Here is a 14,419-nt window from a genome sequence, read left to right on the forward strand (position 1 = left end):
ATGTCATTTAAAAATAATTTTGATGTTATAGTAGTAGGTGGTGGACATGCAGGAACCGAAGCTGCATTAGCTTCTTCTAGAATGGGATATACGACTTTGTTAATTACTCAAAAAAGAAGTACTATTGGTGCTTTATCTTGTAATCCAGCTATCGGTGGAATTGGAAAAAGTCAATTAGTAAAAGAAATTGATGCTTTAGGTGGTGTCATGGCAAAAACTATTGATCAATCAGGTATCCAATTTAGAATTTTAAATTCTAACAAAGGTCCTGCTGTTCGTTCAACTAGAGCTCAAGCAGATAGAAATCTTTATAGTAAAGTTATTAAAAATTTTCTTCAATGTCAAAATAAATTATCAATATTAGAAGGAGAAGTAAAAGATATTTTAATTCAAAATTATTGTATAAAAGGTGTCTTAATACATGATAAAACAAAAATATTTTCTCGATCAGTTATTCTAACTGTTGGAACTTTCCTAGGAGGAAAAATTTATATTGGTTTAAATAGTTACAATGGTGGTAGAATAGGAGATAATGCTTCTATTGATTTAGCACTACGATTACGTGAATTACCTATAAATATATCCAGGTTAAAAACAGGAACCCCCCCTAGATTAGATTGTAGAACCATCAATTTTAAAATGTTGCAACCTCAACATAGTGATAATCCTTTGCCAGTATTTTCTTTTATAGGAACTACATCAGAACACCCAAAACAAATTCCTTGTTATATTACATACACTAATGAAACCACTCACGCAATAATACGAGAAAATCTTCATCATAGTGCTATGTATTCAGGTGCTTTAAAAGGAATAGGTCCTCGTTATTGTCCTTCTATTGAAGATAAAGTTATTCGTTTTTCTGATAAATTAATGCATCAGGTTTTTTTGGAACCAGAAGGTTTATCTGGAATTGAAATTTATCCCAATGGCATTTCCACTAGTTTTCCTGAAAATATTCAAAAAAATATTGTAAGGTCTATAAGAGGATTAGAAAAAGCTAAAATTATTCGTCCTGGATATGCTATCGAATACGATTATTTTGATCCTAGACATTTAAAATTAACTTTAGAAAGTAAACTTATTTCAGGTTTGTTTTTAGCTGGTCAAATTAATGGTACTACAGGTTACGAAGAAGCAGCTGCTCAAGGATTATTATCTGGATTAAATGCATCGTTATATGTATCAGGTAAAGACGGATGGTTTCCTAAACGTAACGAAGCTTATTTAGGTGTATTGATAGATGACTTATGTACTAAAGGAACAAATGAACCTTATCGAATGTTTACTGCTAGATCTGAATATCGTTTAATACTTCGAGAAGATAATGCAGATTTACGTTTAACAAAAATAGGAAAAGAACTAGGTTTAGTAGATGAAATAAGATGGAGACGCTATAATCAAAAATTAGAAAATATTGAAAATGAACTAATGCGTTTAAAAAACTTATGGATTGATCCCTGTTCAAAGGATATTGATCAATTAAATAAGCTTTTAAATGTAAAATTAAATACTAAATCAAATGCAAAAGAACTATTAAAGCGCCCAGAAATTACTTATGATTGTTTAATGTCATTAAATAGATTTGGTCCAGGAATACAAGATAAAGAAGCAGCTAAACAAATAGAAATTCAAGAAAAATATCAAGGTTACATTCTTCGACAAAAAAAAGAAATTAATCGATATTTGAATAAAGAAAATATCATACTTATTAAAATTAAGAATTATCATGAAGTGAAAGGTTTGTCTAGTGAAGTAATTTCTAAATTAAATTATTATAAACCTTATTCAATTGGTCAAGCTTCTAGAATTTCTGGAATTACTCCAGCTGCTATCTCTATTTTATTAATTCACTTAAAAAAAAATTATAACAACAAGTAATATATCCGTTTTATTAAAATAATCATTTTTATTAATTTAAATAAAAACTGTATAGTATTAAATTTACTTTAGGTATTTCATTTATATACTTTAGTGAAATTTTTAATTGCAATAAAAAATAAAAGATAAAAAATATCATTCAACTTTAATTTAATTATAGCTATTACTTTATTAATTTAATATTATTTTGAGTCATAATTAGTTGGTCTCTTAAAATATAAATTATTAAAAAATTAAAAATTTATATTATAATTTTTTAGATATTAATTATTATTTATAATTTTTTTTAATATTTAAATAATTTGAAAAGGTAAACATCTAAAATGATTTTGGGACAAGAACTTAATTTATCGCAATATATTAACCATCATTTACATCATTTACAATTAAATTTATGTTCTTTTAAAATTTCAAACGTAAATGAACGTTTTAATAATTTTTGGACTATTAATATTGATTCAATGTTTTTTTCTGTTTTTTTAGGATTAATATTTTTAATGTTATTTTTTAAAGTGGCAAAAAAATGTACTGATGATACACCTAGCAGATTACAAATTGCAATTGAATTAGCTATCGATTTTGTTAATAAAAGTGTAAATGATGTTTGTAATACTACAAATCAATTGATTGCTCCTTTATCATTAACTATTTTTTCTTGGATTTTTTTAATGAACTTGATGGATCTTTTACCTATTGATTGTATACCTTTAATTTGTAATTTCTTTTTTGGATTTTCAACTATTAGAATAGTTCCTACAGCTGACATTAATATTACTATTTCAATGGCATTAGCTATCTTTGTTTTAACGATCTATTATGGCATTAAAATAAAGGGTATAAAAAACTTTTTAAAAGATTTTTTAGTGCAACCATTCAAACATCCAATATTTTTTATCTTTAATGTTGTATTAGAAAGCATAGGATTATTATCTAAACCCATTTCTTTAGGTTTACGTTTATTTGGTAATATATATGCTGGAGAGATGGTTTTTATTCTAATTGCAGGGTTATTACCATGGTGGATGCAGTGGAGTTTAAGTCTTCCTTGGGCTATTTTTCATATTTTAATTATTTTTCTTCAATCTTTTATATTCATGATGTTGACAATAGTATATTTATTTATGGCAACTAAAAGTCATTAATGTAAACATTGATCAAAAAAAATTTATAAAGGAAACTAAATATGCAAGGTATAAATACAGATATACTTTATATGTCAGTTGCTATAATGATCGGTTTAGCTGCAATAGGTGCAGCTATTGGAATTGGAATACTTGGTAGTAAATTTTTAGAAGGAGCAGCACGACAACCAGATCTAATACCATTATTACGTACTCAGTTTTTTATAATTATGGGATTAGTCGATGCTATTCCTATGATTGCTGTAGGACTAGGTTTGTATATGTTATTTGCAATTGTATAATATTTTTATATATTTTATATTAATTTATTATATTAAATACTCCATATATAATCTTTGCGTTATTTGCTGAAGTAACGTAAAGATGTACATGTTAAAAGGTGAAATATTATGAACCTTAATGCAACCATTTTAGGTCAAGCTATCTCGTTTTTTTTGTTTGTATTTTTTTGTATGAGATATATATGGCCTCCTATCATATTTACTATAAATAATAGACAAAAAAAAATATCTGATTCTATGTTATATATCAAAGATAGTAAAAAAAAATTAGAATCTTATCAAAAGAAAATAAATGATGAGATCTATATAACAAAGAAAAAAGCTCATGAAATTATTAGTCAAGCAAAATATAAGAGAACTTTAATTCTAAAACAAGCAAATATACAAGCACAAGAAGAAAAGAAAAAAATTTTAGAAAAAACTCAAACTGAAATAAAGATAGCGTATCAAAATTTACGACATCAATTAATTAAAGAAATTAGTCAAATTTCTGTTAGCATTGCTGAAAAAATAATAAAAAATAAGATAAATGATGAAAAAACAAAACATATAATCGACAATTTAATTAAAAAATTGTAAAGGATAAATAAATATTAATGATAAAGTTTAAAAGTATAGTACATCCATATGCTAAAGCAATTTATGAACTTGCCGTTTCTCATCGTTCTTTTGATATATGGAAAGACATGTTAGAATATATGGTTAAAGTATCTAATCATAAAGAAGTTAAAAGAATTATTTCAAGTACATTTTTTTGTCAACAACTAGCTAATTTTTTTATTTCTATCTGTGAAAAAAAATTAGATAGATATGGAAAAAATTTCATTAAAATTTTAGCAAAAAATAAACGTTTAATTTTATTAGAAAGTATATATTTAGAATTTTTATTGTTATGTAATGTTTATAACAATATCGTACATGTTACAATTATTTCCGCTTATACTCTTCGTTTGAATCAATTAAAGTGTATCGAAAAAATATTAAAGCAACGTTTGTCAAAAAATATTAATATAGAATGTATAATTAATAAAGATCTAATTGATGGATTTATTGTTAAATTTAATGATACAGTAATTGATTTATCTACTCAATTTCAATTAAAAAATTTATTATATTTTTTACAATGCTAAGAGAACAAAATATGCAGTTAAATTCTAATGAAATTAGTGAATTAATAAAAAAGAGAATTATTCAATTTGATATTACTAGTAATACTTATAATGAAGGAATGATTACCTCAGTTAGTGACGGAATTATACATATTTATGGTTTATCTGATGTCATGCAAGGAGAAATGATTTTACTACCTAACAATCAATATGCAATAGCATTAAATTTAGAAAAAGATTCTGTAGGAGCCATAGTAATGGGTGAACATAGATATATTTCTGAAGGAACTATAGTCAAATGTACTGGACGTGTATTTGAAGTTCCAGTAGGTTCTAATTTTTTAGGACGCGTAGTAAATGCTCTTGGATTACCGATTGATGGAAAAGGACCAATTAAAGAAACTAAATTTTTACCTATAGAATCTTATGCTCCTGGCGTGATTTATAGAGAAAAAATAAATCAACCACTACAAACGGGTTACAAATCAATTGATGCAATGATTCCTATAGGACGTGGACAACGCGAATTAATTATAGGAGATCGTCAAACAGGAAAAACAGCTTTAGCCATTGATACAATTATTAACCAAAGATTATTTAATGTAAAATGTGTTTATGTCGTCATTGGACAAAAATTTTCTACAGTTTCTCATGTAGTTAAAAAATTAGAAGATAACAATGCATTAAATCATACGATTATTATTGTTGCGTCTGCTTCAGAAGTAGCTTCTTTGCAATATTTGGTACCATATTCTGGGTGTGCTATGGGAGAATATTTTAGAGATTGTGGAGAAGATGCTTTAATTGTTTATGATGATTTATCTAAACATGCAATAGCGTACAGACAAATTTCTTTATTACTTAGACGTCCCCCGGGAAGAGAGGCATTTCCTGGTGACATTTTTTATCTTCATTCTCGACTATTAGAAAGATCATGCAGAGTAAATAATTATTACCTTAACAATGTTACAAAAAAAAATATTAAAAATAAAACTGGGTCGCTAACAGCTTTACCTATTGTAGAAACTCAAGGAGGAGATGTTTCTTCATTTATACCTACTAATATTATTTCTATTACTGATGGACAAATATTTCTAGAGTCAAATTTGTTTAATTCTGGTATTCGCCCAGCTATCAACCCTGGGATCTCAGTATCTCGAGTAGGTAGTACTGCTCAACATGAAATTATTCAACATGTTTCTTCTGGCATTCGTACTGCTTTAGCACAATATCAGGAATTAGCAGCTTTTTCTCAATTTTCTTCTGATTTAGATGAAGTAACTCGAAATCAATTAGTTTACGGAAAAAAATTGGTTGAACTTTTGAAACAAAAACAGTATCAACCCATGTCTGTTGCAGAACAAGCACTCATCTTATTTATGGCTAATCATGGCTTTATAAATGATGTTGCAGTAGAAAAAATAATAGAATTTGAAGAACTATTGATTGCATTCTCTAATGAAAACTTTTCTGAATTTATGAAAAATATTAATATAAATGGTAATTTTAATAAATCTATTCAAGATCAATTTGTTACTATAATTAATACATTTAAATCAACTCAGTATTGGTAATTTATTTAAAATATTTTGATGAAGTGAATAAAAAGAGATAAAAAATTATGTCTAAGATTAAAGAAGTTAGAAACAAAATTAATTGCATTAAAAATACACAAAAAATTACAAAAGCAATGGAAATGGTATCTATTTCAAAAATGAAAAAAGCAGAAATTAAGATGAATTCAGGACATCCATATTTGAAAATCATCACGAATATTATAAATAGTATTATGCATAATCATACTAAATATTATCATTTGTATTTAAATAAGAAGGTAATAAAACAGATTGGAATTATTATCATTTCAACAGACCAAGGTTTGTGTGGTAATTTAAATACAATGCTTTTTAAAAATATTGTAGAACTTATCAATTTTTACAAAAATAAAAATATTGCAAGCAACTTATTTATTCTTGGATCAAAAGGATTATCATTTTTTCGATCTTTTTCAAGTAATATAGTTTATTTTAAAAATAATTTGAAAAATAATTATACATTTTTTAAGTGTTCAGATTTTATTAATGCTTCTTTAAAATCTTATAATATTGAAAATATTGACAAATTATTTCTTGCTTACAATCAATTTAAAAATACCTTTACTCGAATACCTTTAATTATAAAATTATTACCATTATCAGAAGAAAAAATTAGTGCGAATAATAATGAACGTTGGGATTATATTTATGAGTCTAATTCACATCTCTTATTAGATAAATTGTTAAAAAAATATGTAAAATTTCAAATTTATCAAGCTATTTTAGAAAATTATGCATGTGAACAAACTGCTCGTATGATAGCAATGAAACAAGCTACAGATAATAGTAAAGATTTAATCGAACAATTACAAACTATTTACAATAAAATACGTCAAGGTAACATCACACAAGAACTAACTGAAATTATTTCAGGTGCTACTACAGTTTCGTTAAATTAATTAGATTATAAGAGTATATTTTAAAATGACTACTGGAAATATAGTTCAAATTATTGGTGCTGTTGTTGATGTTGAATTTCCTTACAATAAAGTACCAAAAATATATAACGCACTATCAGTGCAAAATAATGATAAAAACTTAATTTTAGAAGTACAACAACAATTAGGATCTGGAATAGTTAGAACAATTGCTATGGGACCTTCTGAAGGATTAAAAAGAGGTTTATCAGTTTTAAATTTAGGACACGGTATTAAGGTTCCTGTAGGTACATCAACTTTAGGTCGAATTATTGACGTATTAGGACAGCCTATTGATATGAAAGGTCCATTGCAACCAACTAACAATAAAAGTGAGATAGAATATTGGGAAATTCATAGAACAGCACCAGGATATGAAGAACAATCAAATTCCTATATAGTTTTAGAAACAGGTATTAAGATAATTGATTTAATTTGTCCTTTTTCCAAAGGAGGTAAAGTTGGTTTGTTTGGAGGAGCAGGAGTAGGTAAGACAGTAAATATGATGGAATTAATTAGAAATATCGCTATAAAACATGCAGGATATTCAGTATTTACTGGGGTAGGCGAAAGAATTAGAGAAGGTAGTGATTTTTATCGTGAAATGCAAGATTCTAATGTATTAGATAAAGTTTCACTAGTATATGGTCAAATGAACGAACCTCCTGGAAATAGATTACGAGTAGCTTTTACAGGGTTGACTATAGCAGAAAAATTTAGAGATGAAGGAAAAGACGTTTTATTATTTATAGATAATATATATCGTTATACTTTAGCTGGAACAGAAGTATCAGCGTTGTTAGGACGTGTCCCTTCTGCTGTCGGATATCAACCTACATTATCTGAAGAAATGGGTTTATTACAAGAAAGAATTACTTCAACTAAATTAGGATCAATAACGTCTATACAAGCTGTATATGTTCCTGCAGATGATTTAACTGATCCCTCTCCTGCTACTACTTTTGTACATTTAGATTCAACTATAACACTTAGTCGTCAAATTGCATCATTAGGTATTTATCCTGCTATTGATCCTTTAAGTTCTAATAGTCGTCAATTAGATCCTCAGATAGTAGGTCAAGAACATTATGATGTTGCTGTAGGTGTTCAGTCTATTTTACAAAGATATCAAGAACTAAAAGATATTATTACTATATTAGGTATGGACGAATTATCTGAAGACGATAAATTGTTAGTATCACGAGCTCGAAAAATTCAAAAATTTTTATCTCAACCATTTTTTGTAGCAGAAATATTTACTAGCTTTCCAGGAAAATATGTTACTTTAAAAGATACAATTCAAGGTTTTAAAGATATTCTTAGTGGAAAATTGGATAATTATCCAGAACAAGCATTTTATATGGTAGGTTCAATCAATGAAGTTATAGAAAAATCCAAAAAACTATAAACTGGATATAAATCATGGTTTGTTATTTAAGTGTAGTAAATCCTGAAGAACTTATTTATTCTGGAATAATAAATAAAATTCAAGTTTCAGGGGATAAAGGTGAATTTGGTGTTTATCCTGGTCATTTGCAACTATTGTCATGTCTTAAAGCAGGAATTCTATATATTTTAGATGAAAATAATAATGTATATTATATTTATCTTTCAGGAGGTATTATAGAAATACAACCTCAAAGAATTAATATTCTAACAAATATATTTTTTAAAATTTCAAAATTAGATGAAAAATCAATTTTAATAATAGAAAACGATATAAAAAAAAAATTAGAAAATAGTTTTATAGTAAATAAAAAGAGATTGTTAAAAGAACTGCCATATGAATTAAAGAAGTTATATTCAAATAAAACTTTTATGAAAATTAATTAAATTGCATAACGTTATTTAATATAAATAGTTTATATAATTTTACGGCAGGGAATGGAAGTCATACAATTATTCCTGTCGTACATTTAACTAAAACAAAGAATTGTTATAAACAATTCTTGATTTTTAATCTTATTATTATAGTTTTATGTATCAATATTTTTTGCTCTTAGTGCATGAAGTTCTATAAATAGTTTTCGAGGTTCCACAGCATCTCCCATGAGGGTATTGAATAGTTTATTAGTACAATCAATATTATGAATAGTAATGTTGAGCATACGTCTTGTATCGGGATTCATTGTAGTTTTCCATAATTGTTCTGGGTTCATTTCTCCTAATCCTTTATATCTTTGAATAAATACATTTTTTAAAGAATCATATATTAATGATTGTAAAGTTTTTTCAAAATTATTAATAGTGTAACGTTTATTGTCTCGTTTTATAAATACATGATTATTTATTAAATTTTGTAATTTTTCTCCTAAAGAACAAATTTTTTGATATTCGTAGCTGTTTAGAAATTCATGCTGAATATTATAAATTTTTTTCTTCCCATCTCGATATCTTATAATTAACAGTTCGTAACTTTTTTTTGAAACATTAAGAACTATATTAAATAAATAATTAGAATTATCTTTTATTTTTTTGTTTAGACTATTTATAAAAGTTTTAGCCCAATTTTCTAAATAAGCTTTGTTGTCTAACAATTGATTTAATTTAGGATGATAAAGTAGTTCATTTAAAATAATAAATGATAAATTATATTTTATATGATTAAACATTATTTGAATACTGTTGTATTGAGATACTATTTTTTTTAGTTCTCTAAGAGAATTATCAATAGGAGTAAAATTAATATTATTGGCAGTTAATATTGCACCTTCTAATGCTAATTTTATTTTGTATTTGTCCATCGCTATATCATCTTTTATATATTTTTCTTTTCTTTCTTTTTTTACTTTATATAAAGGAGGTTGAGCAATATATAAATGTCCACGTTTAATTATTTCAGGCATGTAACGATAAAAAAATGTTAGTAACAAAGTTCGAATATGAGATCCATCGATATCGGCATCTGTCATAATAATAATGCGATGATATCGTAGTTTTTCTGGATTATACTCATTTTCCCCTATTCCGCATCCTAACGCTGTTATAAGTGCTGCTACTTCTTGTGAAGATAACATCTTTTCAAATTTTGCTTTTTCAACATTAAGAATTTTTCCTTTAAGAGGAAGAATAGCTTGGTTTTTTCGATTTCTTGCTTGTTTTGCAGATCCACCTGCAGAATCTCCTTCTACTAAATAAATTTCTGATAAAGTAGGATCTTTTTCTTGACAATCAGCTAATTTTCCAGGCAGCATTGATAAATCTGAAAATCCTTTTTTTCTAGTGATTTCTCTTGCACGTCTTGCTGCATTTCTTGCTCGAGCAGAATCTAATATTTTTATAATAATATTTTTAGCATCATGAGGATTTTCTAAAAGAAATTCTATTAAATGTTCATTTACTAAGGATTCTATAGCTGATTTTACTTCTGATGAAACTAATTTATTTTTGGTTTGAGAAGAAAATTTTGGGTTACTAATTTTAATAGATATCACAGCTATTAATCCTTCTCTTATATCTTCTCCAATAACGTTTATTTTATTTTTTTTAGTATAACCTTCTTTATCTATATAATTATTAATTGTTCTAGTTAACGCTGATTTAAAACCAGCTAAATGTGTGCCTCCGTCTTGTTGAGGAATATTATTGGTAAAACAATATATATTTTCTTGAAATCCATTATTCCATCTCATAGCAATTTCTACTCCAATATGATCTTTTTCAGAAGAAAAATAAAATATTTTAGAATGAATTTGTTTTTTATGATTGCTTAAAAATTTAATAAATTCTTTTAATCCTCCTTGATGGTAATATTTCTCATTAATATTTTTGTTTTTATCATGTAAATGTATTGAAATTTGAGAGTTTAAAAACGAAAGTTCTTGTAATCTTTTGGATAAAATTTCAAAGTTAAATTTAGTAATATTAGTGAAAGTAGTTAAATCTGGCCAAAATCGTATTTTTGTACCTTTTAATTTAGTTTGTCCTACAATAGATAATGTAGTTTGAGGATTTCCATTATAATATATTTGTCTATATATTTTCTTATCTCGATAGATATTAAGTTCTAATTTTTCTGATAATGCATTAACTACTGAAATGCCTACTCCATGTAGTCCCCCAGAAATTTTATAAGAATCATTATCAAATTTTCCTCCAGAATGAAGCACAGTCATAATTACTTCTGCCGCAGAAATTCCTTCTTCTTTATGAATATCAGTAGGAATTCCTCTTCCATCATCTTGAATAGACACAGAATTATCGGTATGTATGGTAACTGTTATTTCTTTACAAAATCCAGCTAATGCTTCATCTATGGAATTGTCTACTACTTCAAAAACCATATGATGTAAACCAGTTCCATCATCTATGTTTCCTATATACATTCCTGGACGTTTTCGAACCGCATCTAAGCCTTTTAAAACTTTAATATTTGATGAACTATAAGAATTTGGCATTTTTGTTCCTAATGATTTTTTAAAAGACACTTTATTTCTTAAATATATGTATTAAATTTTTATTACGCTAAAATTTTTTAAACAAAATAGATAATGTTGCGTAAATTTTATATGTTTAATAGCAATATTTATTTGATTTATAATGTGTACGTTTTAAGATATAAGTAAAATAAGCAATAACTTTTTAGGAAAATATTTTTTATTATTTACATTTTTAATGGCATTAAAACATATATTGATTTATGATTTTGATTATTATCACAGGTATTTTGTTGAATTTGTATGCTAGAGTTAAAGTTATTCATTAGTAAACAGACCTCATTATTCGTAATAACATTCAAAATATCTAATAAATAATATGCATTAACAGATATTTCAATATCAGTATTAATATAAATTGTTTCTAATATTTCATATGCTTTTTCATCATATTGATTACTAGTTGTTATTTCTAATTTATTTTTATTGTTTTTTATTAAAATACCTTGAAACATTTCATTGGATAAAATTACTATACGTGATAGTGCTTGCTTAAATGATAAAGTATTAATAATAATTTTTTTATTGAGATTTTTTAGTATAATTGAAGAATATTTTGGAAAATTTTCTTCAATTATTTTGCTAGTAAAAACAATATTATCTGTTCGAAGTTGAAAATAGCTATCATTCATATTTATAGAAACTAATGTTGATGTATTATTCAATAATCGTAATAGTTCAATCACTCCTCTTCTTGGAAGTATTGTAGAGTAATATTTAAATGAATATGTTATAGGTGTTTTGCATATTGCTATGCGATAACCATCAGTAGCTACTGCATATAAATGTTGATTTCTTATTTCCAAAAATAATCCATTTAGAAAGTATCGTAAATCTTGAACAGCCATAGAAAATTGGGTAGCAGATATTATAGTTTTAAATGCATTTTGTGTAGTAAAAAATTCAACTTGATATTTTTTTAATTTGAAATTAGGAAAATCAGATATAGGTAATGTTGTTAACGAATAATAGCTATTTTCAGAAAATATTTTTAATTTATTATTTTTTAATAGTATCGTTATATTAGAATCATCAGGTAGTTTACGACATACAGCTAATATTTTTTTTCCAGAGACTGTTGTACACCCCGATGTATGAGAGAAAAATTTTAGTATACTTATTTGAATTTCTGATTCTAGATTAGTGGAAGTTAAAAACAAAACATTATCTTTTATTTTTATTGAAATATTTTCAAGTATAGGATATAAAGTATTTTTTGTAATTAAACTACTTATCTTTTGTAAAGAAGATAGAAAAATTTTTTTTTTAATTTGGAATTTCATAAATTTTAAAGTTATAGTATATATTTTAGTCTAACAAATTTTATAACACAATTTTAAAAATTATGTCGATTTCATATATATACAACATTTATGAAATGATTTAATTTCATTAAAATATAACCTTTATTTAAATAAATAGTATGTAGTTTATTTATCTATGTAGTTTTAATATTACTATATTAATTTAACATATAACTATAGAACTTGTCCTAATAATAAATTAACGTATTTTTAAGTTAATTATTTAGTATAAATAAAGATTCTATTATATAAATAAAAAAATTAGTAGAATATTTTAAAGCAATAAATGTTTTGAATAAGTTTTAACGTATGTTTTATATTATTGATGTGATAAAATATAAATTTCTATTTAAAATTTTTTGTAAGATTTTTAAAAACTAATAAAAATAAAGCAATATATTCGTTATAATTATGTTATTAATGTTAACCAATTATAAAAAGATCGATAAAACATAATATTTTACATTTTTAAAAGTTTTTTTAATTAAAATTTTTATATTTTTAAAATATTTATTTTTATATCTATACAATCTTAAATTTTTTATTAATACTAAGCATGACTAAAATATTTATAGCTATTTTAATTTAATTAAAATTTATATTTTTAAAATATTTTTATATTTTAGAAAGTAGTTTATTTTTAAAATATATTGTAAATAATATATTTACTATATAAAAGTAATACGTTTTATTTTGTATAGATAACTTTAATAAATGCACTTAATTATATTTAAGTATTTATGTTCATATATCATTTTATAGATATATTAATCATAGTTTTATTAACACATTGTTAGTAGGTCACTAATGTGGATTAATGTATATTATCAAATATGAACAATAAAATTATTGCAATAGCCAGTATTATTTCAAATAATTCTAATATTTCTATATATTAATATTTTCAACAATATATTTATTTAACTATTAAAAATTTTTGTTGCTTTATGCGGTTAATTTATATATTTATTATAATAATATTTGTAATTAGTAAAATTAGGATACCATAATAAATGAAACGTACTTTTCAACCTTCTGTGTTAAAAAAAAATAGATGTCATGGTTTTAGAGCTCGAATGAGCACGAAAAATGGTCGTCATATTTTAGCACGTCGACGTGCTAAATTTAGAACACGTTTAACAGTTTCTTCTATTAAATGATAAAATAATAATATGATAAATTTTATTTTAAAAAAAAAATGAAATTGTTATCTTTTTTTCATTTTAAACATGTTTTTGATAAATCGAATAGAGTTAAATGTAAAGAATTTATAATTTTAGAAAAGAACAATGCATTAACTTTTCCACGTTTAGGTATTAGTATATCAAAAAAAAATATTCAATATTCACATGAAAGAAATCAAATTAAACGAATTATTAGAGAAAGTTTTAGACTAATTCAACATAAACTAATTAATTCAGATTTTGTAGTTATTGTAGGTTCATATTCTACGGATATAAATCGTAAATTATTAGTAAAAAAATTGGAAAATTTATGGATACATTATTATCAATAATTTCTAAGTGTTTAATTTTAATAATTTTATTTTATCAACATTTTATTAGTATTTTGTTTTTACCAGCTTGTCGTTTTTATCCTACATGTTCGCATTATGCTTTATCTGTGTTGTATCGTTTTAATTTCGTAAAAGGATGTTATTTAATTATTAAAAGAATATTAAAATGTCATCCATTACATCCTGGTGGTTATGATAATATACCTGAAACAATTAGAAATAAAAGAGAATATTAAAT

Annotated in this window: 14 protein-coding genes; 12 read left to right on the top strand and 2 right to left on the bottom strand. The window is 24.7% G+C overall.

Going from position 1 to position 14,419, the window contains the following annotated elements; genetic code table 11:
* From mnmG to atpC, 9 genes are all read left to right on the top strand, one after another.
* Window positions 1–1,881, top strand: a complete 1,881-nt coding sequence (gene mnmG / locus U0T58_00005) for a tRNA uridine-5-carboxymethylaminomethyl(34) synthesis enzyme MnmG (protein ID XBC42302.1) — start codon at window positions 1–3, stop codon at window positions 1,879–1,881.
* Between the two features lie 323 nt (window positions 1,882–2,204).
* Entirely contained in the window at window positions 2,205–3,023 is an 819-nt protein-coding gene (atpB, locus tag U0T58_00010) for a F0F1 ATP synthase subunit A (protein ID XBC42303.1), read from the top strand.
* A 41-nt stretch (window positions 3,024–3,064) separates the two neighbouring features.
* Window positions 3,065–3,304, top strand: a complete 240-nt coding sequence (atpE, locus tag U0T58_00015; GenBank protein XBC42304.1) for a F0F1 ATP synthase subunit C — start codon at window positions 3,065–3,067, stop codon at window positions 3,302–3,304.
* Window positions 3,305–3,412: 108 nt separating this feature from the next.
* Window positions 3,413–3,883 carry a F0F1 ATP synthase subunit B gene (locus U0T58_00020; protein ID XBC42305.1) on the top strand — a complete coding sequence of 157 codons (471 nt, stop codon included), beginning with the start codon at window positions 3,413–3,415 and terminating at the stop codon, window positions 3,881–3,883.
* Window positions 3,884–3,900: 17 nt separating this feature from the next.
* The gene (locus U0T58_00025; GenBank protein ID XBC42306.1) at window positions 3,901–4,434 is read left to right on the top strand and encodes a F0F1 ATP synthase subunit delta; all 534 of its coding nucleotides are present in this window, start codon (window positions 3,901–3,903) and stop codon (window positions 4,432–4,434) included.
* Window positions 4,435–4,445: 11 nt separating this feature from the next.
* The gene (gene atpA / locus U0T58_00030) at window positions 4,446–5,987 is read left to right on the top strand and encodes a F0F1 ATP synthase subunit alpha (GenBank protein ID XBC42307.1); all 1,542 of its coding nucleotides are present in this window, start codon (window positions 4,446–4,448) and stop codon (window positions 5,985–5,987) included.
* A 47-nt stretch (window positions 5,988–6,034) separates the two neighbouring features.
* Window positions 6,035–6,907 (top strand): ATP synthase F1 subunit gamma, encoded by an 873-nt coding sequence (gene atpG / locus U0T58_00035; protein ID XBC42308.1) that lies wholly within the window; start codon window positions 6,035–6,037, stop codon window positions 6,905–6,907.
* Window positions 6,908–6,932: 25 nt separating this feature from the next.
* Complete coding sequence (atpD, locus tag U0T58_00040; protein ID XBC42309.1) at window positions 6,933–8,333, top strand: F0F1 ATP synthase subunit beta; 1,401 nt, start codon at window positions 6,933–6,935, stop codon at window positions 8,331–8,333.
* A 14-nt stretch (window positions 8,334–8,347) separates the two neighbouring features.
* Window positions 8,348–8,758 (top strand): ATP synthase F1 subunit epsilon, encoded by a 411-nt coding sequence (atpC, locus tag U0T58_00045; protein XBC42310.1) that lies wholly within the window; start codon window positions 8,348–8,350, stop codon window positions 8,756–8,758.
* Window positions 8,759–8,901: 143 nt separating this feature from the next.
* Here atpC and gyrB read toward each other — a convergent pair whose 3' ends face one another.
* Together gyrB and dnaN are read right to left on the bottom strand one after the other, a co-directional pair.
* A complete protein-coding gene (gene gyrB / locus U0T58_00050; GenBank protein ID XBC42568.1) occupies window positions 8,902–11,322 on the bottom strand; it encodes a DNA topoisomerase (ATP-hydrolyzing) subunit B in 2,421 nt (806 codons plus the stop codon).
* A 206-nt stretch (window positions 11,323–11,528) separates the two neighbouring features.
* A complete protein-coding gene (gene dnaN / locus U0T58_00055) occupies window positions 11,529–12,644 on the bottom strand; it encodes a DNA polymerase III subunit beta (protein XBC42311.1) in 1,116 nt (371 codons plus the stop codon).
* Between the two features lie 1,034 nt (window positions 12,645–13,678).
* Between dnaN and rpmH the strand changes: the two genes are divergently transcribed.
* Genes rpmH through yidD form a run of 3 tightly spaced genes read left to right on the top strand, consistent with a single transcriptional unit; the run spans window position 13,679 to window position 14,417 of the window.
* Window positions 13,679–13,825 carry a 50S ribosomal protein L34 gene (gene rpmH / locus U0T58_00060; GenBank protein ID XBC42312.1) on the top strand — a complete coding sequence of 49 codons (147 nt, stop codon included), beginning with the start codon at window positions 13,679–13,681 and terminating at the stop codon, window positions 13,823–13,825.
* A gap of 38 nt (window positions 13,826–13,863) precedes the next feature.
* Window positions 13,864–14,181, top strand: a complete 318-nt coding sequence (rnpA, locus tag U0T58_00065; protein ID XBC42313.1) for a ribonuclease P protein component — start codon at window positions 13,864–13,866, stop codon at window positions 14,179–14,181.
* Window positions 14,160–14,417 (top strand): membrane protein insertion efficiency factor YidD, encoded by a 258-nt coding sequence (yidD, locus tag U0T58_00070; GenBank protein ID XBC42314.1) that lies wholly within the window; start codon window positions 14,160–14,162, stop codon window positions 14,415–14,417. Before rnpA ends, yidD begins: the two co-directional genes overlap by 22 nt.
* The last annotated feature ends 2 nt before the right edge of the window (window positions 14,418–14,419 follow it).

The sequence above is a fragment of the Buchnera aphidicola (Meitanaphis elongallis) genome, assembly GCA_039830015.1.
In the GTDB taxonomy this organism is placed as follows: Bacteria; Pseudomonadota; Gammaproteobacteria; order Enterobacterales; family Enterobacteriaceae; genus Buchnera_B; species Buchnera_B aphidicola_AU.

Excerpts from the sequence above, each read along its gene's own strand:
- dnaN (XBC42311.1), bottom strand. The coding sequence starts at position 12,644 with ATGAAATTCCAAATTAAAAAAAAAATTTTTCTATCTTCTTTACAAAAG.
- gyrB (XBC42568.1), bottom strand. The coding sequence starts at position 11,322 with ATGCCAAATTCTTATAGTTCATCAAATATTAAAGTTTTAAAAGGCTTA.
- U0T58_00025 (XBC42306.1), top strand. The coding sequence starts at position 3,901 with ATGATAAAGTTTAAAAGTATAGTACATCCATATGCTAAAGCAATTTAT.
- rpmH (XBC42312.1), top strand. The coding sequence starts at position 13,679 with ATGAAACGTACTTTTCAACCTTCTGTGTTAAAAAAAAATAGATGTCAT.
- mnmG (XBC42302.1), top strand. The coding sequence starts at position 1 with ATGTCATTTAAAAATAATTTTGATGTTATAGTAGTAGGTGGTGGACAT.
- rnpA (XBC42313.1), top strand. The coding sequence starts at position 13,864 with ATGAAATTGTTATCTTTTTTTCATTTTAAACATGTTTTTGATAAATCG.
- atpE (XBC42304.1), top strand. The coding sequence starts at position 3,065 with ATGCAAGGTATAAATACAGATATACTTTATATGTCAGTTGCTATAATG.
- U0T58_00020 (XBC42305.1), top strand. The coding sequence starts at position 3,413 with ATGAACCTTAATGCAACCATTTTAGGTCAAGCTATCTCGTTTTTTTTG.
- atpA (XBC42307.1), top strand. The coding sequence starts at position 4,446 with ATGCAGTTAAATTCTAATGAAATTAGTGAATTAATAAAAAAGAGAATT.
- atpD (XBC42309.1), top strand. The coding sequence starts at position 6,933 with ATGACTACTGGAAATATAGTTCAAATTATTGGTGCTGTTGTTGATGTT.
- atpC (XBC42310.1), top strand. The coding sequence starts at position 8,348 with ATGGTTTGTTATTTAAGTGTAGTAAATCCTGAAGAACTTATTTATTCT.
- atpB (XBC42303.1), top strand. The coding sequence starts at position 2,205 with ATGATTTTGGGACAAGAACTTAATTTATCGCAATATATTAACCATCAT.
- yidD (XBC42314.1), top strand. The coding sequence starts at position 14,160 with ATGGATACATTATTATCAATAATTTCTAAGTGTTTAATTTTAATAATT.
- atpG (XBC42308.1), top strand. The coding sequence starts at position 6,035 with ATGTCTAAGATTAAAGAAGTTAGAAACAAAATTAATTGCATTAAAAAT.